This is a genomic window from Streptomyces fructofermentans, from assembly GCF_014651055.1.
In the GTDB taxonomy this organism is placed as follows: Bacteria; Actinomycetota; Actinomycetes; order Streptomycetales; family Streptomycetaceae; genus Streptomyces; species Streptomyces fructofermentans.
In genome coordinates this window covers 94,364-118,643 of sequence record NZ_BMWD01000018.1, presented here as the reverse complement: position 1 = coordinate 118,643, position 24,280 = coordinate 94,364, and the positions used below count along the sequence as shown (strand labels likewise).

General features: G+C 75.0%; 18 protein-coding genes. 12 read left to right on the top strand and 6 right to left on the bottom strand.

Annotated elements, in window-relative coordinates; all coding sequences use genetic code 11:
• The first annotated feature begins 16 nt into the window (after nt 1-16).
• The 7 genes from IE265_RS23795 to cobI are packed head-to-tail and all read left to right on the top strand — an operon-like array spanning nt 17 to nt 11,140.
• Nucleotides 17-958 carry a cobalamin biosynthesis protein gene (locus IE265_RS23795; RefSeq protein WP_190037690.1) on the top strand — a complete coding sequence of 314 codons (942 nt, stop codon included), beginning with the start codon at nt 17-19 and terminating at the stop codon, nt 956-958.
• Nucleotides 955-2,463 (top strand): cobyric acid synthase, encoded by a 1,509-nt coding sequence (locus IE265_RS23790; protein WP_190037689.1) that lies wholly within the window; start codon nt 955-957, stop codon nt 2,461-2,463. The genes IE265_RS23795 and IE265_RS23790 overlap by 4 nt, the downstream gene beginning before the upstream one ends.
• Entirely contained in the window at nt 2,460-6,128 is a 3,669-nt protein-coding gene (gene cobN / locus IE265_RS23785; RefSeq protein WP_190037688.1) for a cobaltochelatase subunit CobN, read from the top strand. The genes IE265_RS23790 and cobN overlap by 4 nt, the downstream gene beginning before the upstream one ends.
• Nucleotides 6,125-8,203 (top strand): putative cobaltochelatase, encoded by a 2,079-nt coding sequence (locus IE265_RS23780; protein ID WP_190037687.1) that lies wholly within the window; start codon nt 6,125-6,127, stop codon nt 8,201-8,203. The genes cobN and IE265_RS23780 overlap by 4 nt, the downstream gene beginning before the upstream one ends.
• Nucleotides 8,203-8,811, top strand: a complete 609-nt coding sequence (cobO, locus tag IE265_RS23775) for a cob(I)yrinic acid a,c-diamide adenosyltransferase (RefSeq protein ID WP_190037686.1) — start codon at nt 8,203-8,205, stop codon at nt 8,809-8,811. The genes IE265_RS23780 and cobO overlap by 1 nt, the downstream gene beginning before the upstream one ends.
• The gene (locus tag IE265_RS23770) at nt 8,811-10,391 is read left to right on the top strand and encodes a cobyrinic acid a,c-diamide synthase CobB (protein WP_190037685.1); all 1,581 of its coding nucleotides are present in this window, start codon (nt 8,811-8,813) and stop codon (nt 10,389-10,391) included. Before cobO ends, IE265_RS23770 begins: the two co-directional genes overlap by 1 nt.
• Entirely contained in the window at nt 10,388-11,140 is a 753-nt protein-coding gene (gene cobI, locus IE265_RS23765; protein ID WP_190037684.1) for a precorrin-2 C(20)-methyltransferase, read from the top strand. Before IE265_RS23770 ends, cobI begins: the two co-directional genes overlap by 4 nt.
• Nucleotides 11,141-11,166: 26 nt before the next feature.
• Here the strand turns inward: cobI and IE265_RS23760 are convergent, their stop codons facing one another.
• Complete coding sequence (locus IE265_RS23760; RefSeq protein WP_190037683.1) at nt 11,167-11,895, bottom strand: ZIP family metal transporter; 729 nt, start codon at nt 11,893-11,895, stop codon at nt 11,167-11,169.
• A gap of 161 nt (nt 11,896-12,056) precedes the next feature.
• Between IE265_RS23760 and cobM the strand changes: the two genes are divergently transcribed.
• From cobM to cobC, 5 genes are all read left to right on the top strand, one after another.
• A complete protein-coding gene (cobM, locus tag IE265_RS23755) occupies nt 12,057-12,875 on the top strand; it encodes a precorrin-4 C(11)-methyltransferase (protein WP_190037682.1) in 819 nt (272 codons plus the stop codon).
• Nucleotides 12,872-14,149 (top strand): precorrin-6y C5,15-methyltransferase (decarboxylating) subunit CbiE, encoded by a 1,278-nt coding sequence (gene cbiE / locus IE265_RS23750; protein ID WP_190037681.1) that lies wholly within the window; start codon nt 12,872-12,874, stop codon nt 14,147-14,149. The genes cobM and cbiE overlap by 4 nt, the downstream gene beginning before the upstream one ends.
• Complete coding sequence (cobJ, locus tag IE265_RS23745) at nt 14,146-15,831, top strand: precorrin-3B C(17)-methyltransferase (RefSeq protein WP_190037680.1); 1,686 nt, start codon at nt 14,146-14,148, stop codon at nt 15,829-15,831. Before cbiE ends, cobJ begins: the two co-directional genes overlap by 4 nt.
• Before the next feature lie 202 nt (nt 15,832-16,033).
• Nucleotides 16,034-16,969 (top strand): sirohydrochlorin chelatase, encoded by a 936-nt coding sequence (locus tag IE265_RS23740; protein WP_190037679.1) that lies wholly within the window; start codon nt 16,034-16,036, stop codon nt 16,967-16,969.
• Nucleotides 16,959-18,068, top strand: a complete 1,110-nt coding sequence (gene cobC, locus IE265_RS23735; RefSeq protein ID WP_190037678.1) for an Rv2231c family histidinol phosphate aminotransferase CobC — start codon at nt 16,959-16,961, stop codon at nt 18,066-18,068. Before IE265_RS23740 ends, cobC begins: the two co-directional genes overlap by 11 nt.
• 850 nt (nt 18,069-18,918) lie before the next feature.
• Here cobC and IE265_RS23730 read toward each other — a convergent pair.
• From IE265_RS23730 to IE265_RS23710, 5 genes are all read right to left on the bottom strand, one after another.
• Nucleotides 18,919-19,860, bottom strand: coding sequence for an SCO1860 family LAETG-anchored protein (locus IE265_RS23730; protein WP_229916435.1), 942 nt, complete (start codon nt 19,858-19,860; stop codon nt 18,919-18,921).
• 517 nt (nt 19,861-20,377) lie between these two features.
• Nucleotides 20,378-21,478 (bottom strand): amidohydrolase family protein, encoded by a 1,101-nt coding sequence (locus IE265_RS23725; RefSeq protein ID WP_190037676.1) that lies wholly within the window; start codon nt 21,476-21,478, stop codon nt 20,378-20,380.
• Nucleotides 21,479-21,637: 159 nt separating this feature from the next.
• Nucleotides 21,638-22,468 (bottom strand): amino acid ABC transporter ATP-binding protein, encoded by an 831-nt coding sequence (locus IE265_RS23720; RefSeq protein WP_308434801.1) that lies wholly within the window; start codon nt 22,466-22,468, stop codon nt 21,638-21,640.
• Entirely contained in the window at nt 22,465-23,298 is an 834-nt protein-coding gene (locus IE265_RS23715) for an amino acid ABC transporter permease (RefSeq protein ID WP_190037675.1), read from the bottom strand. Before IE265_RS23715 ends, IE265_RS23720 begins: the two co-directional genes overlap by 4 nt.
• Nucleotides 23,295-24,140, bottom strand: coding sequence for a transporter substrate-binding domain-containing protein (locus tag IE265_RS23710; RefSeq protein WP_190037674.1), 846 nt, complete (start codon nt 24,138-24,140; stop codon nt 23,295-23,297). Before IE265_RS23710 ends, IE265_RS23715 begins: the two co-directional genes overlap by 4 nt.
• Nucleotides 24,141-24,280 lie beyond the last annotated feature (140 nt).

Here is a 24,280-nt window from a genome sequence, read left to right as displayed (position 1 = left end):
ACGGTCGGTTGAACCCGTGCGTGCCGATCGCGTCTACGCGTACGGCGCCGCCGCAGGCCTCCTCGGTGACCACGTGCTCGGCGATCCCCGCCGGGGACACCCGGTCGCCGCGTTCGGGCGTGCCGCGGAAGCCGTGGAGCGGACACTGTGGCGGGACGACCGGGGCCGGGGCGCCCTGCACACCGCCGTGTGCGCCGGCGGTGCCGTCGCCCTCGCCGTGCTCGCGGACCGTGCCGTGCGCGGCAGGCCCGCCGCGTCCTTCGCCCTGACCGCCGCCACCACCTGGGCCGTCGTGGGCGGTACGACACTGGGCCGCGAGGCCCGGGCCGTCGGCGCGGCCCTCGCGGCCGGGGACGTCGGGGCGGCCCGCGAACGGCTGCCGCACCTGTGCGGGCGCGACCCGCAGGCGCTGGACGCCGACGGGATCGCGCGCGCGGTGGTCGAGTCCGTCGCCGAGAACACCTCCGACGCCGTCGTGGGCGCGCTCGTGTGGGGCGCCGCCGCCGGAGTGCCGGGCCTGGTCGGGTTCCGGGCCGTGAACACCCTGGACGCGATGGTGGGTCACAAGTCGGCCCGCCACCGGCGGTTCGGGTGGGCCTCGGCCCGGCTCGACGACGTCGTGGGCTGGCCGGGCGCCCGACTGACCGCCGTGCTCGCCGCCGTGGCGGGGGACGACCCGCGCGGCGCGGTGCGCGCCTGGCGCGCCGACGCCGCACGTCATCCGAGCCCCAACGCCGGGCCCGTGGAGGCCTCGTTCGCGGGCGCGCTCGGAGTACGGCTCGGCGGGACGCTCTCGTACGCGGGCAGGGTCGAGCACCGGCCCGTGCTCAACGGCTCCGGGCGGGCCGTCGGGATCGGGGACATCGAACGGGCCGTACGGCTCTCGCGACGGGTGGGCCTGCTGGCACTCGGCGCGAGCGTGGCCGCGCGGCTCCTCACGAAGGGACGTACGTCATGAGCGGGGGGCTGCTCGTCGCCGGCACCACGTCCGACGCGGGCAAGAGTGTGGTGACCGCCGGGATCTGCCGGTGGCTGGTGCGTCGGGGTGTGAAGGTCGCGCCGTTCAAGGCGCAGAACATGTCGCTCAACTCGTTCGTCACCCGGGAGGGCGCGGAGATCGGTCGCGCGCAGGCCATGCAGGCGCAGGCCGCGCGCGTCGAGCCGACCGCGCTGATGAACCCCGTGCTGCTCAAGCCGGGCAGCGACCGCAGCAGCCAGGTCGTCCTGATGGGGAAGCCGGTGGGCGAGATGACCGCCCGCGGCTACCACGGGGGGCGCCAGGCGGCACTGCTCGGGACCGTGCTGGACTGCCTGGCCGAGTTGCGGGGCACGTATGACGCGGTGATATGTGAGGGGGCGGGCAGTCCCGCCGAGATCAATCTGCGGCGGACCGACATCGTGAACATGGGGATCGCGCGCAACGCGCGACTGCCCGTGCTCGTCGTCGGGGACATCGACCGCGGGGGCGTCTTCGCCTCCTTCTTCGGGACCGTGGCGCTGCTCGACGCCGCCGACCAGGAACTCGTCGCCGGGTTCCTGGTCAACAAGTTCCGCGGGGACGAGTCCCTGCTGACGCCGGGCATCGACATGCTGCGGAAGCTCACCGGGCGGGCCACGTACGGTGTGCTGCCGTTCCGGCACGGCCTCGGCATCGACGAGGAGGACGGGCTGCGGGTCTCGCTGCGGGGCTCCGTCCGCGAGTCGGCCGTCTCGGCGCCCGTCGGCGAGGACATCCTCAGGGTCGCCGTCTGCGCGCTCCCGCTGATGTCCAACTTCACGGACGTGGACGCGCTGGCGGCCGAACCGGGCGTGGTGGTGCGGTTCGTGGACCGCGCCGAGGAACTGGTGGACGCGGACCTCGTCGTGGTGCCCGGCACCCGCGGGACGGTCCGGGCCCTCCAGTGGCTGCGGGAGCGCGGCCTCGCGGACGCGCTGGCCCGAAGGGCCGCCGGGGGAAGGCCCGTTCTGGGCATCTGCGGCGGCTTCCAGGTGCTCGGCGAGCACATCGAGGACGACGTCGAGTCGCGCGCGGGACACGTGGACGGGCTCGGACTGCTGCCCGTGCGGGTGCGGTTCGCGCGCGAGAAGACGCTCGCCCGGCCCGTCGGGGAGGCCCTCGGCGAGACCGTCGCGGGATACGAGATCCATCACGGCGTCGCCGAGGTCACCGGCGGCGAGGCCTTCCTGGACGGCTGCCGCGTCGGCGCCGTCTGGGGCACCCACTGGCACGGCTCGCTGGAGTCCGACGGCTTCCGGCGCGCCTTCCTCCGCGAGGTGGCGGCCGCCGCGGGCCGCCGCTTCGTACCCGCCGCCGGCACGTCGTTCGAGGCGCTGCGCGAGGAGCAGCTGGACCTCCTCGGCGATCTGATCGAGGAACACGCGGACACGGACGCGCTGTGGCGGCTCATCGAGTCGGGCGCTCCGCAAGGACTGCCCTTCATTCCACCGGGAGCGCCCGCATGAGCACAGTGCTGTTGTTGTCGACCGCCGACACGGACCTGCTGGCGGCCCGCGCCTCCGGCGCCGGGTACCGGATCGGGAATCCGACCCGGGTGGACCCCGCCGCGGAGCTGCCCGCGCTCCTCGACGGCGCCGACGTCGCCGTCGTACGGCTCCTCGGCGGGAAGCGCGCCTGGGAGGACGGACTCGCCGCGCTCCGCGCGTCGGGCGTGCCCACGGTGCTGCTCGGCGGGGAGTCCGTACCGGACGCGGAGCTGATGGCCGAGTCGTCGGTACCCGCGGGTGTCGTGGCGGAGGCGCTGCGGTACCTCGTGGAGGGCGGACCGGAGAACCTGACCGAACTCGCCAGGTTCCTCTCCGACACCGTGCTGCTCACGGGTGAGGGCTTCGAGGCCCCGCGGGGGATGCCGGAGTTCGGGGTGCACGGCGTCCCGGCGCACGTGGCGGGCCGCCCGACCGTGGGCGTGCTCTTCTACCGGGCGCACGAGCTCTCGGGCAACACGGCCTTCGTGGACACCCTGTGCGAGGCGATCGAGGCGCGGGGCTGCAACGCCCTGCCGGTGTACTGCGGTTCGCTGCGCGGCGCCGACCCGGGCGTGTACGAACTCCTCGGCACGGCCGACGCGCTGGTCGCCACCGTCCTCGCGGCGGGCGGCGCGCACGCCTCCGAGGCGTCCGCGGGCGGTGCCGAGGACGCGTGGGACGTGGGCGCGCTCGCCGAGCTGGACATCCCTGTCCTCCAGGGACTCTGCCTCACCTCCTCGCAGGCCGCCTGGGAGGCCTCGGACGCCGCGCTCTCGCCGATGGACGCCGCGATGCAGGTCGCGATCCCGGAGTTCGACGGGCGGCTCGTCACGGTGCCGTTCTCCTTCAAGGAGCAGGGGCCCGACGACGTCCCGGTGTACGTCGCCGACCCCGAGCGGGCCGCGCGGGTCGCCGGAATCGCCGTACGGCACGCCCGGTTGAGGCACCGGCCCAACGCGGACAAGAGGCTCGCGCTCGTCTTCACCGCCTATCCGACCAAGCACTCGCGGGTCGGGAACGCGGTCGGACTCGACACGCCGGCCTCGGCGATCCGCGTGCTGGACGCGCTGCGGGACGCCGGGTACGCCGTCGAGGGGCACCCCGACAACGGCGACGAGCTGATCCACCGGCTGATCGACGCCGGCGGCCACGACGTGGAGTGGCTCACGGAGGAGCAGCTCGCCGCCGCGCCCGCGCGGGTGCCGCTCGCCGACTACCGGACGTGGTTCGACCGGCTCGACCCCGGGCTGCGCGACGGGATGCTGGAGGCCTGGGGCGAGCCGCCGGGCTCGCTGTACGTGGACGGCGACGACATCGTGCTGGCCTCCCTGCGGTTCGGGAACGTCGTCGTGATGATCCAGCCGCCGCGCGGCTTCGGCGAGAACCCGATCGCCATCTACCACGACCCGGACATGCCGCCGTCGCACCACTACATGGCCGCCTACCGCTGGCTGGAGGCCCCGGAGTCCGAGGGCGGCTTCGGTGCCGACGCGGTCGTGCACATGGGCAAGCACGGCACGATGGAGTGGCTGCCGGGCAAGGGGCTCGGGCTCAGCGGCGGCTGCGCGCCGGACGCGGTCCTCGGCGAACTCCCGCTGGTCTACCCGTTCATCGTCAACGACCCGGGCGAGGGCACCCAGGCCAAGCGGCGGGGCCACGCCACGGTCGTCGACCACCTGGTGCCGCCGATGGCCCGCGCGGACACCTACGGCGACCTCGCGAAGCTGGAGCAGCTCCTCGACGAGTACGCGCTCGTGTCCGACCTCGACCCGACGAAGGCGCCGGCGGTGCGGGCCCAGATCTGGACCCTCGTCAAGGCGGCCGAGCTCCACCACGACCTGCACGTGGACGACCAGCCGGACGACGAGGCCTTCGACGAGTTCGTCATGCACATCGACGGCTACCTGTGCGAGATCAAGGACGTGCAGATCCGCGACGGTCTGCACGTCCTGGGCGGCGGCCCGGAGGCCGAGCCGCGCGTCAACCTGGTGCTGGCCGTGCTGAGGGCGTCCCAGGTGTGGGGCGGCACGGCGAACGCGCTGCCGGGCCTGCGGGCCTGCCTGGCCGAGCATGTCGGCCTGGTCGAGAAGGAGTTGCTGGGCGCGCCCGGCGCCCCGGTGAAGGTCCCGGCCGAGCTGACCGCCCTGGTGGACGGCCCGGCCCGGACGGGCTCCGACGCGATCGACCTGCTGGAGAAGCTGTGCCGCCGGCTCGCGGAGGGGCTGGAGGAGCGGGCCTGGGACACCGCCGCCGTCCCCGCGCTGGTGCGCGAGGTCATGGGCGCCGAACTCCCGGACGCGGTCGCGGTGCTGGAGTTCGCCTGCCGCGAGGTGGTGCCGCGCCTCGCCCGGACGACGGACGAGATCGACCACATCCTGCACGCCCTGGACGGCGGCTACGTTCCGGCGGGACCGTCGGGCTCGCCGACCCGCGGACTCGTCAATGTGCTGCCGACCGGGCGGAACTTCTACTCGGTCGACCCCAAGGCGATCCCGTCCAGGCTGAGTTGGGAGGTCGGCCAGTCGCTGGCGGACTCGCTCGTGCAGCGGTACCTCCAGGACACCGGGGAGTACCCGAAGTCCGTCGGGCTGACGGTATGGGGCACCTCGGCGATGCGTACCCAGGGCGACGACATCGCGGAGATCCTGGCGCTGCTCGGCTGCCGCCCGGTGTGGGACGACGCCTCGCGCCGGGTGACCGGCTTCGAGGTCGTGGACCCGGCGGAGCTGGGCCGTCCCCGCATCGACGTCACGGTCCGGATCTCCGGCTTCTTCCGGGACGCGTTCCCCCACGTGGTCGCCCTGATCGACGACGCGGTCCGGACGGTCGCGGACCTCGACGAGCCCGCGGACGTCAACTACGTCCGGGCGCACGCCGACGAGGACACCGCCGAGCACGGCGACCGGCGGCGCGCGACGGCCCGGATCTTCGGTTCGAAGCCCGGCGCGTACGGGGCCGGACTGCTGCCGCTGATCGACGCCCGCAACTGGCGTTCGGACGCCGACCTCGCCGAGGTGTACGCGGTGTGGGGCGGTTACGCGTACGGGCGCGGGCTGGACGGACGTGCGGCGCGCGGCGACATGGAGACCGCGTTCAGGCGCATCGCGGTGGCCGCGAAGAACGTCGACACCCGCGAGCACGACCTCGTGGACGCGGACGACTACTTCCAGTACCACGGCGGCATGGTCGCCATGGTGCGGCACCTGACGGGCGCGAGCCCCGAGGCGTACGTCGGCGACTCCGCCGTGCCCGACCAGGTGAGGACCCGCACGCTCGGCGAGGAGACGCACCGCGTCTTCCGGGCCAGGGTGGTCAACCCCCGCTGGATGGCCGCGATGCGGCGCCACGGCTACAAGGGCGCCTTCGAGATGGCGGCGACCGTGGACTACCTCTTCGGGTACGACGCGACGGCCGGGGTCGTGGACGACTGGATGTACGAGAGGCTCGGCGCCGAGTACGTCTTCGACCCGGAGAACCGGGACTTCATGAAGAAGTCGAACCCCTGGGCGCTGCGCGGCATCACGGAACGGCTCCTGGAGGCCGCGGAGCGCGGACTGTGGGCCGAACCCGACCCGCAGACCCTGGAGCGGCTGCGCGCCACCTATCTGGAACTCGAAGGCGATCTGGAGGGCGAGGACAAGTGACCACCCCGTTTCCGTTCACGGCCGTCGTCGGCCAGGACGACCTGCGCCTCGCGCTGCTCCTGAACGCCGTGTCCCCCGCGGTGGGCGGCGTCCTGGTGCGCGGCGAGAAGGGCACGGCCAAGTCCACGGCCGTACGCGCCCTTTCGGCCCTCGTGCCCGAGGTGGACGTCGTCGCGGGCTGCCGGTTCTCGTGCGCCCCGGGCGCGCCCGATCCGGCGTGCCCGGACGGCCCGCACGAGGCCGGTACCGGCACGCGGCGGCCCGCGCGGATGGTCGAACTGCCCGTCGGGGCCTCGGAGGACCGCCTGGTCGGCGCCCTCGACATCGAACGGGCCCTCGCGGAGGGCGTGAAGGCCTTCGAGCCGGGCCTGCTGGCCGACGCGCACCGAGGAATCCTGTACGTCGACGAGGTCAACCTCCTCCACGACCACCTGGTCGACCTGCTGCTGGACGCGGCGGCCATGGGCGCCTCCTACGTCGAGCGCGAGGGCGTGTCCGTCCGGCACGCGGCGCGGTTCCTGCTCGTCGGGACGATGAACCCCGAGGAGGGCGAGCTGCGGCCGCAGTTGCTCGACCGGTTCGGGCTGACGGTGGAGGTCGCGGCCTCCCGGGAGCCCGACCAGCGGGTGGAGGTGGTGCGCCGGAGGCTGGCGTACGACGACGACCCGGACGGGTTCGCGGCGCGCTGGTCGGGCGAGGAGTCCGCCGTGCGGGCCCGGATCGCGGCGGCGCGGGAGCTGCTGCCGTCCGTGCGGCTCGGCGACGGGCCGCTGCGGCAGATCGCGGCGACCTGCGCGGCCTTCGAGGTCGACGGGATGCGGGCCGACATCGTGATGGCTCGGACGGCGACGGCGCTGGCCGCGTGGGCCGGGCGTACGGAGGTGCTGGCCGAGGACGTGCGGCAGGCCGCGCTGCTCGCGCTGCCGCACCGGCGGCGACGCAATCCCTTCGACGCGCCGGGGCTCGACGAGGACAGGCTCGACGAGACCCTGGAGGAGTTCGGCGACGGCTCGGGCGGGCAGGACACCCCCGACGCTCCGGACACCCCGGACGACGACACGGACCCCGATCCGGACGGGCCCGGCGGCGGTCGGCCCCCCGCCGACGGCCCCGAGGGTCCCGAGGGCGGCGAGAGCCCGGACAGCGGCGAGGGCGACGGCGGGCAGGACTCCGGCGAGGTGCCGGCGCAGGGAGAACCCGCCGAGGGCGGGCGGGCGCCCGGCGCGGGAGCGGGCGAGCGCGCCCCGGCCCGGGCTGCCGAGCCCTTCCGCACCAAGGTGCTGAGCGTGCCCGGTCTGGGCGAGGGCGCCGCCGGACGGCGTTCGCGCGCGCGGACCGAGCACGGGCGCACCACCGGGTCCCGCCGGCCGCGGGGAGCGCTCACCAAGCTGCATCTGGCCGCCACCGTGCGGGCCGCCGCGCCCCACCAGCGGGCGCGCGGACGGTCCGGGCCCGGCCTCGTCGTCCGCCGGGACGACCTGCGGCAGGCGACCCGGGAGGGGCGCGAGGGCAACCTCGTGCTCTTCGTGGTGGACGCCTCGGGATCGATGGCCGCGCGGCAGCGGATGAGTGCCGTGAAGGGGGCCGTGCTGTCGCTGCTCCTCGACGCCTACCAGCGGCGGGACAAGGTGGGGCTCGTGACCTTCCGCGGGTCGGCCGCCGAGGTGGCGCTGCCGCCGACCTCGTCCGTGGACGCGGCGGCCGTCCGGCTGGAGTCGCTGCCGACCGGCGGGCGCACGCCCCTGGCGGCCGGACTGCTGAGGGCGCACGAGGTGCTGCGCGTGGAGCGGCTGCGCGATCCCGCGCGGCGGGCCCTGGTGGTGGTGGTCACCGACGGACGGGCCACGGGCGGGCCCGAGCCGGTCGTGCTGGCCGGTCGCGCGGCACGGCTGTTCGCGGCCGGTCGGATCGCGTCGGTGGTCGTCGACTGCGAGTCGGGGCCGGTGAGGCTCGGGCTCGCCGGGCGGCTCGCCGGTGAACTCGGCGGTACGGCGGTGACGCTGGACGAGCTGCGGGCGGACTCGATCGCCGGACTGGTCAGGGATGTTCAGGGTGACGGCAGGAGGGCCGCGTAATGCCTCAGGGGCAGCCGAGTGTCGTGCCGGACGACGGACTGACGACGCGCCAGCGGCGCAACCGTCCGCTCGTGGTGGTCCACACCGGGATCGGAAAGGGCAAGTCGACCGCCGCGTTCGGGCTCGCGCTCAGGGCCTGGAACCAGGGGTGGCCGATCGGGGTGTTCCAGTTCGTCAAGTCGGCGAAGTGGAAGGTCGGCGAGGAGAACGCGCTGCGCGTGCTGGGCGCCAGCGGCGAGGGCGGCTCCGTCGACTGGCACAAGATGGGCGAGGGCTGGTCGTGGGTGCAGCGCGGCCTCCAGGGCGACAACTCGACCAACGAGGAGAAGGCCCGCGAGGGCTGGGAGCAGGTCAAGCGCGACCTCGCCGCCGAGACGTACCGGCTGTACGTGCTCGACGAGTTCGCCTATCCCCTGCACTGGGGCTGGGTGGACGTCGACGAGGTGGTGGCCGTGCTGCGGGAGCGGCCCGGGAACCAGCACGTGGTGATCACCGGCCGCAACGCCCCCGAGAAGCTGGTCGACTTCGCCGACCTGGTGACCGACATGTCCAAGGTCAAGCATCCGATGGACGCCGGCCAGAAGGGCCAGAGGGGCATCGAGTGGTGATGTCCGCCGTCCCCCGGCTGGTGGTAGCCGCCCCCTCCTCGGGGAGCGGCAAGACCACCGTCGCCACGGGGCTGATGGCCGCGTTCGCCGGGCGCGGTCTCGCCGTCTCCCCGCACAAGGTGGGCCCGGACTACATCGATCCCGGGTACCACGCGCTCGCCACCGGGCGGGTGGGCCGGAACCTCGACTCCTACCTGTGCGGGTCGGAGCTGGTCGGGCCGCTGTTCGCGCACGGGGCGCTCGGCTGCGACCTGGCCGTGGTCGAGGGCGTCATGGGTCTGTTCGACGGGGCGGCCGGTGAGGGCGAGCTGGCGTCGACGGCCCAGGTGGCGAAGCTGCTGCGGGCGCCGGTGGTGCTGGTCGTGGACGCCTCGTCGCAGTCCCGGTCGGTGGCCGCGCTCGTGCACGGGTTCGCGTCCTGGGACCCCGCGGTGCGCGTCGGCGGGGTGATCCTCAACAAGGTCGGCTCGGAACGGCACGAGTCGATGCTGCGCGAGGCGCTGGACCAGTCGGGGGTGCCGGTGCTCGGTGTCCTGCGGCGGGCCCCCCAGGTGGACACGCCGTCACGGCACCTCGGGCTGGTGCCCGTCGCCGAGCGCCGGTCCGAGGCCGTCGCGGCCGTCGCGGCGATGGCGGAACAGGTGCGGACGGGCTGCGACCTGGAGGCGCTGCTCGCGCTGGCACGCGGCGCCGGATCGCTGCCGGGCGCCGCCTGGGACGCGGCCGCGGCGGTCGCCGGGGCGGTCACCGGGTCCCCCGCCGGAGCCGTCACGGCAACGGGAGCCGGAGCCGTCACGCCGAGCGGAGCCGGAGCCGGGTCGGTCACCGGGTCCGTCGCCGGAACACGGGCGGGACCCGGGCCGGTCGCCGCGGCCGGAACCCGGCGGGCGGCCGGAGCCGGCGCAGCGTCGGAGCCGGCGGCCCTCGCCGGGGTCGCAGGGGTCGGCGGAGCCTCCGGAGTCACGGCCGCCGCGGGGCGGCCCGTCGTCGCCGTGGCCGGTGGCCCGGCCTTCACGTTCTCCTACGCGGAGCACGCCGAACTGCTCGCCGCGGCCGGAGCCGAGGTCGTCACCTTCGATCCGCTGCGGGACGAGCGACTGCCGGACGGGACACGGGGGCTGGTCGTCGGCGGCGGGTTCCCCGAGGTGTACGCGCCGGAACTGTCCGCCAACGAGCCGCTGCGCGCCGCCGTGGCCGCGCTCGCGGAGGGCGGGGCTCCCGTCGCCGCCGAATGCGCCGGGCTGCTCTACCTCGCCCGGGAGCTGGACGGGCGGCCCATGTGCGGGGTCCTCGACGCGAAGGCGCGGATGGACGAGCGGCTCACGCTCGGCTACCGGGACGCCGTCGCGGTGTCCGACAGCGTGCTGGCCGTCGCCGGGACCCGGATGCGCGGCCACGAGTTCCACCGGACGGTGATCGAGCCCGGCGCGGGAGCCGATCCCGCCTGGGGGGTTCGCTCCCCGGTGCGCCGGGTCGAGGGCTTCGTGCAACGGGGCGTGCACGCGAGCTATCTGCACACGCACTGGGCATCCGCGCCCGGTGTCGCCCGCCGGTTCGTGGAGAGGTGTGTCGGGTCATGAGCGACAGCAGGCTGGTCGGGGTCGGGGTCGGGCCCGGGGATCCCGAGCTCGTGACCGTCAAGGGGGTCAACCGCCTGCGGGAGGCCGACGTCGTCGTCGTACCCGTGATGGCCGCGCCCGACGGCACGGACGGCGGGGAGCCGGGGCGCGCCGAGGCCACCGTGCTGCACTACGTGGGCCGGGAGAAGGTCGTCCGGGTCGTGTTCGCGCTCAACGAGCGCTCCGACCGGGGGCGCCGCGAGACCGCCTGGGACGCCGCGGGCGAGCGGGTGGCCGAACTGCTGCGCACCCGGGGCACGGTGGCGTTCGCGACGATCGGTGACCCGAACGTGTACTCCACGTTCACCTATCTGGCGCACACCGTCGGGCGCCTGGTGCCCGGCACCGTCGTCGAGACGGTGCCGGGCATCACCGCCATGCAGGACCTCGCCGCCCGGTCGGGTGCCGTGCTGACGGAGGGCACCGAACCGCTCACGCTCGTGCCCGTCACGGCCGGGGCGGGCGTCCTGAAGGACGCGCTGAACGGCCCGGGCACGGTCGTCGCGTACAAGTTCGGGCGGCTCGCCCGGGAGGTGGCCGCGGCGCTCCGGGAGACCGGGCGGCTCGACGACGCCGTGTGGGGAGCCGCGCTCGGGCTCCCCGAGGAGTCGATCCGGCCCGCGGCGGAGCTGGACGACGCCCCGCTGCCGTACCTGTCGACGCTGATCGCGCCCGCCCGCCGCGACGGCGGGCGGGGCGGGAAGCTGTGACGCCGGGCGGGGCGCGCGCCCGCGCCTCACTCGGCGATGCCCACCACCAGCCAGATGAAGGCCGCCCCCGCGACCGTGCACAGCAGGGTGGAGCGGGCGGGGTGCTCGTGGTGGGCCTCGGGCAGGATCTCGGCGGCGGCGAGGTAGAGCAACGCGCCGCCGAAGAAGCCGAGATAGCCGCCGAGCAGGGGCTCGGGGATGGTGAACAGCAGCGTCGAGGCCGCGCCGACCACCGGGGCGGCCGCGTCGGCGAACAGCATCACGACGGCCTTGCGGCGGTCGTTCCCGTACAGGGTCGTGATCGTGTACGTGTTGAAGCCGTCCGCGAAGTCGTGGGCGATCACGGCGAGCGCCACGGCGGCCCCCATTCCGCCGCCCACCTGGAAGGCCGCGCCGATGGCCACGCCGTCCATGGCGCTGTGGCCGACCATCGCGGCGGCGGCCGTCAGGCCCACCTGGGGCGTCCGGCCCTCGTGTCCCACGGCCCCGTGGGCCGCCTGGCGCACGGCCAGGAGCCGTTCCACCAGATGGGCCAGCAGGAAGCCGGCCACGAACAGCAGCAGCGCGGCCGGTACGCCGAAGACCTTGCCGCCCGCCGCCTCGATCGCCTCGGGCAGCAGGTCCAGGCCGACGACGCCGAGCATCAGGCCGCCCGCCAGGCCCAGTACGAGGTGGCGGCGGTCGGTGACGCGTCGCGCCGTCCAGCCGCCGACCAGCGTCATGAGGAACGCGCCGAGCGCGACGAACACCGCCATGCGCCCTTGCTATCCGATCGACCCGTCCTCGCGCACGTCCGCCGCACGGCCTCGGCCGCACGGCTTCCGGAAATCCCGCGCCGGCGCCGGCCGGGACCCCCGGCTCCCCCGCTCCCGGGCAGAGCCGTACACGCAGAACTCGTAGGAGAGGAACCCATCCCATGGCCGATGCCCCCGCAGGCAAGGTGACCTTCGTCGGGGCCGGACCCGGCGCCGCCGACCTGCTGACGTTCCGGGCCGCGCGCGCCATCGCCGAGGCCGACGTCGTGATCTGGGCGGCCAGCCTCGTGCAGGAGGACGTCCTCGACCACGCGGGCGAGGGCGCGGAGATCCTGGACTCGGCGGCGATGTCGCTGGAGGACGTCGTCGCGGTGTACGAGCGGGCCGCCGCCGAAGGGCTCAGGGTGGCCCGCATCCACTCGGGCGACCCCGCCCTGTGGGGCGGTACGCAGGAGCAGGTCGACCGGTGCGCGGTGATCGGCATCGAGACCGAGATCGTGCCCGGCGTCTCCTCCTTCTCGGCCGTCGCCGCGCTCGCCGGACGCGAGCTGACCATCCCCGAGGTCGCGCAGTCCGTGATCCTCACCCGGCTGGGCGGCGGCAAGACGCCGATGCCGCCGGGCGAGGAGGTGCGCGAGTTCGCCCGGCACGGGACCACGATGGCGCTCTTCCTGTCGGCGGCCCGCAGCGGCCAGCTCGTCCGGGAGCTGCTGGAGGGCGGCTACCCCACCTCGACGCCCGTGGTGGTCGCGTACCAGGCGACCTGGCCCGAGGAGCTGATCGTGAAGTGCACGATCGGCACGCTGGAGGAGACCGTCAAGGAGCACAAGCTGTGGAAGCACACGCTGTTCCTGGTCGGCCCGGCCCTCGACGCGCACGGCACGCGCTCGCACCTGTACCACCCCGGGCACTTCCACGGCTTCCGCAAGGCGGACCCCGAGGCCCGCAGGGCGCTGCGCACCCGGGGCGCGACACCGTGATCACCGTCGTCGGTACGGGCACGGGGGCACCCCTCGCCCCGGACGCCCGGGCCGCGCTGGCCGGGGCCGGGCTCGTGGTGGGGGCGCGGCGGCATCTGCTCGCCGCGGGGCCGCCCGACACGGCGGAGCAGGTGGTGCTCGGTCCGCTGGCGCCCGCGCTCGACAGGGTCGCACGGTACCTCGCGAAGCGGGAGGGGGCCTCCGAGCCGCGCCCGGTGGTCGTGCTGGCCTCCGGGGACCCCGGGTTCTTCGGGATCGTCCGGGCGCTCGCGGAGCGCTTCGGAGCCGGGTCGCTCGAGGTCCGTCCCGGAGTGTCGTCCGTCGCGGCCGCCTTCGCCCGGGCCGGTCTCGCCTGGGACGACGCGGTCGTGGTGAGCGCCCACGGGCGCGATCCGCGGACGGCCGCGAACGTCTGCCGCGCGCATCCCAAGGTGGCCGTGCTGACCGGCCCCGGCGCCGGGCCGGCCGAGCTGGGCGCGGCGCTCCGGTCGAGCGGGCGCGTCCTGGTCGTCGCGACCGCGCTGGGTTCCCCGGGTTCCGGCCGGGGCACGGGTGAGCGGCTGGAGCGGGTCACGCCCGCCGAGGCCGCGTCCCGTGACTGGGGTGCGGAGGTCAACGTCGTGCTGTCCCTGGACGAGTCACGCGTCCTGTCCCCGGCCCGCACGATCGCCGGACCGCCGCCCGGGCCGGCCCGCTGGGCCCTGGACGAGGACGAGTTCACCCACCGCGACTCGATGATCACCAAGTTCGAGGTACGTGCCCTCGCGCTGGCCCGGCTCGGGCCGGGGCTCGGCGACCACGTCTGGGACATCGGCGCGGGCTCGGGTTCGGTGGCCGTGGAGTGCGCCCGGTTCGGAGCCGCCGTGACCGCCGTGGAGAGGACGCCCGACGGTGTGCGGCGCGTGCGCGCCAACGCCGCGGCGCACGGTGTCGACGTCCGCGTCGTGCACGGTGCCGCGCCGACCGTGCTGGGCGACCTGCCCGACCCCGACGCGGTGTTCGTCGGGGGCGGCGGGCGGGAGCTGCCCGCGATCGTGGCGGCCTGCGCCCGCCGGGCCCGGCGCTCGGTCGTCGTGGCGCTGGCCGCCCTCGACCGGGTGCCCTCGGTACGTGAGGCGCTCACCGCCGCGGGGCTCGACTGCGAGGGCGTACTGCTGCAGTCGTCCCGCCTGGCGCCGCTGCCGGGTGACGTCACCCGGCTCGCCGCGGCCAACCCCGTCTTCCTGCTGTGGGGCGTCCGGCCTCCGGCACGTAGTGAAGGAGCTGCTCAGTGATCGGCCTGATTTCCGCGACGGCCGCCGGCTCGGCCGGCTGCCGTCGGGTGGCCTCGGCCTGGCCCGGCCGTACCCGTGTGTACGAGGGGCCCGTGGGCGACGCCGTGCGGCGGGCGTTCGCGGAGTGCGAGCAGCTCGTGTGCTTCCTGGCCACGGGGGCCGTGGTGCGGCTGGTGGCCCCCCTGCTGACCGACAAGACGTCCGATCCCGGGGTGGTGTGCGTCGACGAGGGCGGGCGGTTCGCCGTGTCCCTGGTCGGGGGGCACGCGGGCGGCGCCAACGAGCTCGCCCGCGAGGTGGGCGACCTGCTCGGCGCCGAACCGGTCGTGACGACGGCGACCGACTCCGTCGGCCTTCCCGGGCTCGACACGCTCGGGTACCCGGTCGAGGGGGACGTGGCCGGAGTGTCCCGGGCCATGCTGGACGGGGCCCCGGTCGTGCTGGCGGCCGAGCTGAACTGGCCCCTGCCGCCGCTGCGCGTGGTCGCGTCGGGCGGCGAGCACACCGTCCGCGTCACCGACCGGGCCGTGCGGCCCGCCGAGCGCGAGGTCCTCCTGCGGCCGCCGTCCCTGGTCGTCGGGGTCGGCGCGTCGAAGGGCGCTCCGGCCGACGAGGTGCTGGCACTCGTGGAGGACTCCCTGCGCGGGGCCGGCCTCTCGGTACGGTCCGTCGCCGAGTTCGCGACCGTCGACGCCAAGCGCGACGAGCCCGGCATCGTCGAGGCGGCCGCCCGGCTCGGGGTTCCGGTGGTCGCCCACAGCGCCTCGGCGCTGGCGGCCGTGGAGGTGCCGAACCCCTCGGCCGCGCCGCTCGCCGCCGTCGGCACCCCGTCGGTGGCGGAGGCCGCCGCGCTGGTACGGGGCGGTGAACTCCTCGTCCCCAAGCGGAAGTCGGCCGTCCGACCCGCCATGGCCACCTGTGCGGTCGTGCGCCGTCCGGCCCGCGGGCGGCTCGCCGTGGTGGGTCTCGGACCCGGTGCCCGGGACCTGCTGACGCCGCGCGCGAGGGACGAACTGCGGCGCGCCTCCGTGCTCGTCGGGCTCGACCAGTACGTGGACCAGATCCGCGACCTGCTGCGGCCGGGCACCCGCGTCCTGGAGTCGGGTCTCGGGGCCGAGGAGGAGCGGGCCCGCACGGCCGTGGCCGAGGCCCGGCTCGGGCACGCGGTCGCGCTGATCGGCAGCGGGGACGCGGGCGTGTACGCGATGGCGTCCCCCGCGCTCGCGGAGGCGTCCGACGACATCGACGTCGTCGGTGTGCCGGGAGTGACCGCCGCCCTCGCCGCCGGGGCGATCCTCGGGGCGCCGCTCGGCCACGACCACGTGTCGATCAGCCTCTCCGACCTGCACACGCCGTGGGAGGTCATCGAGCGCCGGGTCCGCGCGGCGGCCGGCGCCGATCTGGTGGTCACCTTCTACAACCCGCGCAGCCGGGGCCGGGACTGGCAGCTCCCCAAGGCGCTCGCCCTGCTCGCGGAGCACCGGGAACCGGCGACGCCCGTCGGGGTCGTACGCAACGCCTCGCGCCCGGACGAGTCCAGCCGGGTCACCACCCTGGCCGGGCTCGACCCGGCGACGGTGGACATGATGACGGTGGTGACCGTCGGCAACACGGCGACCCGCGAGATCGCCGGCCGGATGGTGACGCCACGCGGCTACCGCTGGCAGGAGGAGCCCGAGTGAGCCGCGTCGGCCCCCCGCGGCCCCGGCCCAGGACGACCGCGCCCGACTCGGCGACCTCCGTCGCCTCGGCCTCATCCGCCGCCGCGGCCGTATCCGTTTCCGTGCCCGGCACGCTCCTCGCGCCCGCCGCCGTCCTCCCCGCCGCCCCCGTCGGCGGACCGCACCGCAGTCCCGTACCCCCGTTCCCGTCCGAGGAGACATCGTGACCACCCCCGCCCCCGCCCTGCTCATCGCCGGCCACGGCACCCGGGACGACGCGGGTGCCGAGGCCTTCCGTTCCTTCGTCCGGGAACTGGGCCGCCGCAACCCCGGACTGCCCGTCGCGGGCGGCTTCATCGAGCTGTCCCCGCCGCCGCTCGGCGAGGCCGTGGCCGAACTCGTCGAGCGGGGCGTGCGGCGGTTCGCCGCGGTGCCGCTGATGCTGGTGTCCGCCGGGCACGCCAAGGGCGACATCCCGGCCGCGCTGACCCGGGAGAAGGAGCGGCACCCCGGCATCTCGTACACGTACGGCCGTCCCCTCGGACCGCATCCGGCGCTGCTGGCCGTGCTGGAGCGGCGGCTCGACGAGGCGCTCGGCGGTGCCGCGCGCTCGCCCGAGGACCGGGCCGATGTGACCGTGCTGCTCGTCGGGCGCGGTTCGACGGACCCGGACGCCAACGCGGAGGTGCTGAAGGCGGCGCGGCTGCTCTGGGAGGGGCGCGGCTACGCGGGCGTGGAGACGGCGTTCGTGTCGCTGGCCGCGCCGGACGTGCCGTCGGGCCTGGACCGCTGCGTGAAACTCGGCGCGCGACGGATCGTCGTGCTCCCGTACTTCCTGTTCACCGGGATCCTGCCGGAGCGGGTGCGGCACCAGACCGAGGGGTGGGCCGCGGCCCGTCCGGACGTCGAGGTCTTCTCCGCCGACGTCATCGGCCCCGAGCCCGAACTGCTCGACCTCGTGATGGAGCGCTACCGGGAGGCCGTCGCCGGCGATCTGCGGATGAACTGCGACTCCTGCGTGTACCGCATCGCGCTGCCCGGCTTCGAGGACAAGGTGGGCCTCCCCCAGCAGCCCCACTTCCATCCGGACGACGACGGCCACCACCACGACGGGCACGGCCACCACCACGGCGGCCACACGCACTCCCATGTCCGCTGACGACGGCGCCGGCCTCGCCGGCGGGCACGGGTCCGCACACGATCTGCGGCACCACGGCGACGCCGAGGTGCGCGGCGACGGCGCGGACCTGGTGGACCTCGCCGTGAACGTCCGTACGGGCACTCCCCCGGCGTGGCTGCGCGACCGTGTCGCCGAGTCGCTGACCGGACTGGCCGCCTACCCGGACGGGCGGACCGCCCGGGCCGCGGTGGCGGCGCGGCACGGCCTGCCGGTGGACCGGGTGCTGCTCACGGCGGGCGCGGCCGAGGCGTTCGTCCTGCTCGCGCGGGCCCTGAAGGTACGCCGGCCCGTGGTGGTGCATCCGCAGTTCACCGAGCCGGAGGCGGCCCTGCTGGACGCGGGGCACTCCGTGGGGCGGGTGCTGCTGCGGGCGGAGGACGGCTTCCGGCTCGACGTCTCGGCCGTTCCCGAGGAGGCCGACCTGGTGGTGATCGGCAATCCGACGAACCCCACGTCCGTGCTCCACCCGTCCGGTCTGATCGCCGAACTGGCCCGGCCCGGCCGCACGGTGGTGGTGGACGAGGCGTTCATGGACGCCGTGCCGGACGAACGGGAGGCCCTCGCGGGACGGACCGACGTGCCGGGCCTCGTCGTGCTGCGCAGCCTCACCAAGACGTGGGGGCTGGCGGGGCTGCGGATCGGGTACGTGCTCGCGGCGCCCGGGACGATCGCCGACCTCGAACGGGCCCAGCCGCTCTGGCCCGTCTCCACGCCGGCGCTCGCCGCGGCGGAGGCCTGCATGAGCCCCCGGGCGCTGGCGGAGCAGGCCGCGGCGGCCGGCCGGGTCGCCGCGGACCGGGCCCATCTCGTGGGCACGCTCAAGGAGTTCGCCGGTCAGGGCCTCCGGGTCGTCGAGCCCGCCGAGGGGCCGTTCGTCCTCGTACGGCTCCCGGAGGCGGCGTCCGTACGCATGCGGCTGCGCGGGCTGGGCTTCGCGGTGCGGCGCGGGGACACGTTCCCGGGGCTCGACGGGACGTGGCTGCGGCTCGCGGTGCGCGACCGCGTCACGGCCGACCGGTTCCTCCGGGCCCTGGACAGGGCGCTGGACCCCGGGGGCACGCGAACCGGGACCGGCTGAGCACGGCCCCGGCGGGCTCCGCCCGGCCCCGCCTCCCCGGCCGCCGGGCCCGGCGCGTGCGCGGGGCCCGGGCACCTTCTCCGCCCGGGCCCCGCGCACCCCCGCCCTGCCCGGGCCCGTCCCACCGGGCCATGCGCGCCCCGCCCCGCCCGGGACGAACACCCCGCCCCGCCCGGACCGTGCGGGTCCCTCCCGCCCGGGCCCGCGGCACCGGCCGGTACGGCCCGGACGCTCCTCCCCGCCCAGGCCGTACGGGTCCCTCCCGCCCGGGCCTGTCGCGGCCCCTCCCGGGTCCCTCCCGCACCCGGGCCCGGGCACACCGCCTTCCTGCACGGGCCAGTCGCGGAAGCCCCCTCCGCGCCTCACCCACCGCGCGTGCGTCGCCGAGGAACCGTTGCGAGGCCCCCGCACGGGTCGAACGCGCTCCCCGAGGCGACCGGACCGGGCACGGAAGCCCCCCTCCGACCTGGTCGGCCGCGGAAGCCCCCCTCCGCGCCCGACCTCCCGACCTCCCGACCTCGCCCCGCCCCGCCCCTCCCCGTCGGGAGCCGGTGCCGGAGCCCCCTCCCGTGCGGCCGACGCGGGCCCCCACCCGCGTCGGCCGGGCGCGCCCTCCCCGGTCGGCGCGGAAGCCCCCCTCCGCGCCGGACTCCCGGCGCCCACCCCCTCGGGCCGAGCGGGGGAACTCCGCCACGGGTCCACGGACCGGGCCCACGCACCCGTCCGGCCCCCCTCCCCAGGGCCGACCCGGTGACCCGGTGACCCGTCACGACCACCCACCGCGCCCGCGTCCGGACGCCCGGGCCTGTTGCGGGAGCCCCCTCCCTCAACAGGCCCTGACCGGACCGGGTCAGCTCCTCCGGCGGCGGGCCAGCGCGACGGCTCCGCCGCCCGCGAGGAGCAGCGCGACCGCCCCGGCGGCGACGTACGGCGTCGACGAACTGCCGCCGGTCGCCGCGAGGTTGGCCTCCTCGACGGGAGCGCCCTGCGGTGCCTCCCCGGCCGCCGGCTCGACCGGGTCCGCCGGCGCCGCCTCGGCCGGTTCCCGGGCCGGTGCCTCCTGAGCGGGCACGTCCGGCGCCTCGCACGTGGCTTCCGCCAGGGTGACGGTGCCGTCGACCTCGGCGACGTTCAGCTTCAGCGGGTTGATCGACACCTTGAGCCGCAGCGCGGTGGCGGCGGCCGTGCGCGAGGTGGTGCGGGTCGACGACAGGTCGAGGCGGACCTCGCCCACCCCGGGCACCTTCACCACGGTGGGGCCGCCGGCCGTCAGCGTGGTCCTCTTGCCGAGCACCGTCACCGCGCCCACCGGGTTCGCCTTGGCCACGGGCTTCTCACCCGCCTCGCAGACCGCCGACGCGGTGACCTTCTCGATCTCGATGAGCGACAGCAGCGGCAGCCCCGGGACGTGCACCTTGGCGTGCGCGAGCTGCACGGACCCCTCCGACTTCGAGGCCGAGACCGTCGCGTCGGCGCGGGCGACCTCCGCGCCGAGCACGGTGAACGGCTTCCCCCCGTCGACCCCGTCCAGCTTCACGGTGAGCGCGGTCTTCTCGGCGCTCCGCGGCGCCTCGACCTCGTTGAGCGAGACCGTCAGCGGGACGTCCACGGTCTTGTCGAGCAGTGAGACGTCGAGCCCGGTCCGGAGCACCGCGGCGCCGGCACGGCCGTGGTCGCCGGTCGCGTGGGCCGTGCCCGCCCCGGCCAGGACCGTGGGACCTGCGGCCAGGGCGGTGGCCACCGCGGTGACGGCCAACCGGCGTGCGGGCATGCGGAAAGCGTTGCTGTTCAAGGTGGTGGGACCCCCACGGGAGACAGAACTGGAGACGCGACGCCGCCGCACGCTCCGGCCACGGGGACCTGCGGGGAGCGCCGACGGCGTCGATGCGGGAAATACTTACGCGCGGAGGGTGAACAGTCAGCGAGGTGACGGTAGTTCACTCGTACGTGGAGTTTCCGCGCGCCTCTTCGAATCTCCCGGCACGCGCGTTCCTCCGCCTCACCCGAATCGGCCACACGGCTCGAACACGCCGGTCGAAGCGCCGGAGCGGGCGCGGGAGTGCGCAACGAGCCGCACCGGGGACACGTAACGCCCGGTCAACCCCGCGCCCTCCGCACGGCACCCGCGCGGACACCCGGGCAGGCACCGGTCTGCCGGCACCCCGGCAGGCCCCGCCGGCTCGCCCCCGCCGACGCCCCCGGACCGCCCCGGCCACCGGCGCCCCGACAACCGGCCGACGGCCCCACCAGCCCCGACGACCCGCCGACCCGCCGACCCGCCGACCGCTAACCCGCCGACCCGCCGACCGCTAACCCACGACCCTGCCGTTCAGCACGATCCGCCGCGGCGCCGCCAGTACCCGTACGTCCGCCCTGGGGTCCTTCTCGTACACGACCAGGTCGGCCGGCGCGCCCTCGTCCAGGCCGGGCCGCCCGAGCCACCGCCGGGCGCCCCACGCCGTGGCCGACAGCGCCTCGACGGGGGGAATCCCGGCGCTCACCAGCTCGGCGACCTCGTCGGCCACCAGGCCGTGCGCGAGCGTGCCGCCCGCGTCGGTGCCGACGTACACCTGGATTCCCGCGTCGTACGCGGCGCGCACGGTGTCGTACCGGCGCGCGTGGAGTCGCCGCATGTGGGCGGACCAGCGGGGGAACTTCGCCTCGCCGCCGGCCGCGAGGTCCGGGAAGGTCGCGATGTTGACGAGGGTCGGCACGATCGCGACGCCGTGCTCGGCGAAGAGCGGGACGGTGTCCTCGGTCAGCCCGGTGGCGTGCTCGACGCAGTCGATGCCCGCCTCTACCAGGTCCCGCAGCGAGTCCTCGGCGAAGCAGTGCGCGGTGACCCGGGCGCCCAGGCGGTGCGCCTCGGCGATGGCGGCCTCGACGGCGTCACGCGGCCAGCAGGCGCTCAGGTCGCCCGTCCCCCGGTCGATCCAGTCGCCCACGAGCTTCACCCAGCCGTCGCCGCGCCGGGCCTCCCGGGCGACGTACGCGACGAGGTCCTCGGGCTCGATCTCGTGGGCGTAGCCCCGGATGTAGCGGCGGGTGCGGGCGATGTGCCGGCCCGCCCTGATGATCTTCGGGAGGTCGTCGCGGTCGTCGACCCAGCGGGTGTCGGACGGCGAGCCCGCGTCCCGGACGAGCAGGGTGCCGGCCCCGCGGTCGGTGAGCGCCTGCTTCTCCGCGACGTCCCGCGGAACCCCGCCGTGCGGGCCGAGCCCGACGTGACAGTGCGCGTCGACGAGGCCGGGCAGCACCCAGCCGTCGATCGTGCGGACGTCCTTCGCGGCGTCGCCCCGGGGACGGTCGTAGGTGACCTTGCCGTCGACGACCCAGAGTTCGTCCCGGGCGTCGTCGGGGGCGACGAGTACACGGCCCCTCACGTGCAGTACCGGCGGCTGATCGCTCATGGGCGGCAGCCTAGTTCTTCGGCGGTGCACGTCGTCCGCGGCCCCGGTGGGGGCCTTCGCGCTGTTCCCCGCGCCCCTGATGGGGCGCAGCCCCTCCCGAGGGGCGCGGGGAACCGCGCGGGCCCCCACCGGACCCGCAGGTCGATGCGGCCCCCGTTCCTACGGCGACTTCCGTGCAGCGTCGTCCGCGTTCTGCGCGTCCTCCACGTTCTCCACGTCCGCCATCGCCGGGTCCAGGAGGCGGGAGAGGAAGTGGCGGGTTCGTTCATGGGCCGGATTGCCGATGACCCGCGCGGGATCGCCCTGCTCCACGACGACCCCGCCGTCCATGAAGACCACCCGGTCGGCCACCTCGCGCGCGAACGACATCTCGTGGGTGACGACCATCATGGTCATTCCCTCGTCCGCGAGCATGCGCATCACGGCGAGGACGTCGCCGACGAGTTCCGGGTCGAGCGCCGAGGTGGGCTCGTCGAAGAGCATCACCTGCGGGCCCATGGCGAGTGCCCGGGCGATGGCGACCCGCTGCTGCTGCCCGCCGGAGAGCGACGCCGGGTAGGCGTCCGCCTTCTCGGAGAGCCCCACGCGGCGGAGGTTCTCCGCGGCGGCCTTCGCGGCGGCCGCCTTGTCGCGGCCGAGGACCCGGCGCTGCGGCAGCGTCAGGTTGTCGGTCACCGACAGGTGGGGGAAGAGGTTGAACTGCTGGAAGACCATGCCGATGCGGCGGCGGACGGCGTCGATGTCCACGTCCGGGTGGGTGACCTCGGTACCGCCGACGAACACCTGCCCCCGGGTGGGCTCCTCCAGGAGGTTGACGCAGCGGAGCAGGGTCGACTTGCCGGAGCCCGAGGGGCCGATGACGCAGACGACCTCGCCGGAGCCGACCTCCAGGTCGATGCCGCGCAGCACCTCGTTGTCGCCGAAGGACTTGTGCAGACCGCGGACCTCGATCTCCCGGGTCGGCGGCGGGTTCTGCGGAGTGCTGCTCACTTGGTGGCCTCCCCGGCCTTCCGCTCCAGGCGGCGTACGACGAACCCGAGCGGGATCGTGACCAGCAGGTAGCAGAGGCCCGCCACCAGGATCGGTGTCGAGTTGGCGGTCTCGCTGGCCAGGTCGCGGCCGAACTTGGAGAGTTCGCGCTCCTCCAGCGTGACACCCAGGAACAGCACCAGCGAGGAGTCCTTGAACAGGAGCACCAACTCGTTGGTGAGCGGCGGGATCACGATCCGGAAGGCCTGCGGGATGACGATCGAGACCATGGCCCGGGCGTGCGAGAAGCCCAGTGAACGGGCCGCCTCCATCTGGCCCTTGGGGACGGCCTGGATGCCCGCGCGGATCGTCTCGGCCATGTACGCGGCGGCGACCAGGCCGAGGGCGAGGGCGACCTTCCCGTACGTCCCGCCGGGGATCTCCGTGCCGGGGAACGCCAGCGGGACGGCGACGCCCACGAAGATGAAGATCAGCAGGGCGGGCAGGCCGCGGAAGATCTCGATGTAGATGCCGGCCAGCCAGCGGTACGGCCCCACGGAGGAGAGCCGCATCAGCGCGACGACCACGCCGAGGGCGAGGCCGAAGACGAACCCGGAGACCGTGTAGAGGACGGTGTTCTTCAGGGCCAGCGTGATGATGTCCGGGAACATCCGCTCGGCCAGGTCGGGCTGCGCGAACTGGTTCTGCAGCCGCCCCCAGTCGGCCGTGACGCCGACGGCGATCACGGCCGCGACGAACACCGCGTACTGGACACCGCGTGAGACGGCCCGCTTCTGACGTCTGGTCAGACCGCTCCTGCGGGGCTGGACCCCGGTGTCCGTCCCACTCATGAGGCGGCGGACGGGGAGGCGGAGGCGCTCTCGTCGTACGGGCCGATCCACTTCTCGTACAGCTTCTTGTAGGTGCCGTCCGACTTGGCGTCGGCCAGTGCCTTGTTGATGGCGTCGGCGAGCGCGGTGTTGCCCTTCTTCACCGTGAAGCCGTACTCCTCACCGGTGTTGATGTTGTCGGCGACCTTGAAGGCGTCCGCGTTGGCCTTGTCCTTCAGCCAGCCCTGGACGACCGGGTAGTCGATGACGACGGCCTGGACCTGGCCCGTGCGCAGGCCGTTGAGGAGCGCGTCGGAGGACTCGAAGGAGACCGGGTCGAGGCCCTTGCTCTTCGCGTACTCCTCGCCGGTGGTCTGGGCCTGGGCGCCGACCTTCTTGCCCTTGAGGTCCGCGAAGGAGGTGATGCCGCTCTTCCTGTCGGCCAGGACCGCCTGGGTGGCCTCGAAGTACGGGTCGGAGAAGTCGACGTTCTTCTTGCGCTCGTCGGTGATCGTCATGCCGGCCGCGGCGAGGTCGCACTGGCCGGCGTTGAGGGAGCCGCCGGTCTTGAAGTTCTCGAACGGCTGGTCGAGGACCACCTGCTTGACGCCCAGGTCCTCGGCGACCAGGTCGATCAGCGCGACGTCGAAGCCCTGCACCTTGCCGTCGATCTCCGACTGGAACGGCGGGTACGGCAGGTGCGTGCAGGTGGTGAGCTGGCCGCCCTTCACCAGCTCGACCCCGTTCGCGGTGGTCTTCTTGCCGCCGTCGTCGTCCGAGGAGCAGCCGGCGACGAGCACCAGGCCGACCGTCGCGGTGGTGGCGGCGAGCATGCGGGCCCGGCGGCCGGGGACCATCTTCACGGGGTTGACCTCCTGTGGGGGAACTATGCGTTCCGATTATAAGGAGAGGTTTGGGTTCCTCAAACCAATCCCATGGCTGTTGCGCCGTCCGGCCTCGGATGTCGCCGGTGGGGCGACGCACGGGGTGCCGGTTACGCTCG

What these genes read in the sequence shown, in the direction of transcription:
- cobN (WP_190037688.1), top strand. Translation starts at nt 2,460, where the DNA reads ATGAGCACAGTGCTGTTGTTGTCGACCGCCGACACGGACCTGCTGGCG.
- IE265_RS23760 (WP_190037683.1), bottom strand. Translation starts at nt 11,895, where the DNA reads ATGGCGGTGTTCGTCGCGCTCGGCGCGTTCCTCATGACGCTGGTCGGC.
- IE265_RS23725 (WP_190037676.1), bottom strand. Translation starts at nt 21,478, where the DNA reads ATGAGCGATCAGCCGCCGGTACTGCACGTGAGGGGCCGTGTACTCGTC.
- cobO (WP_190037686.1), top strand. Translation starts at nt 8,203, where the DNA reads ATGCCTCAGGGGCAGCCGAGTGTCGTGCCGGACGACGGACTGACGACG.
- cobC (WP_190037678.1), top strand. Translation starts at nt 16,959, where the DNA reads ATGTCCGCTGACGACGGCGCCGGCCTCGCCGGCGGGCACGGGTCCGCA.
- IE265_RS23790 (WP_190037689.1), top strand. Translation starts at nt 955, where the DNA reads ATGAGCGGGGGGCTGCTCGTCGCCGGCACCACGTCCGACGCGGGCAAG.
- cobM (WP_190037682.1), top strand. Translation starts at nt 12,057, where the DNA reads ATGGCCGATGCCCCCGCAGGCAAGGTGACCTTCGTCGGGGCCGGACCC.
- cobI (WP_190037684.1), top strand. Translation starts at nt 10,388, where the DNA reads ATGAGCGACAGCAGGCTGGTCGGGGTCGGGGTCGGGCCCGGGGATCCC.
- IE265_RS23770 (WP_190037685.1), top strand. Translation starts at nt 8,811, where the DNA reads ATGTCCGCCGTCCCCCGGCTGGTGGTAGCCGCCCCCTCCTCGGGGAGC.
- IE265_RS23715 (WP_190037675.1), bottom strand. Translation starts at nt 23,298, where the DNA reads ATGAGTGGGACGGACACCGGGGTCCAGCCCCGCAGGAGCGGTCTGACC.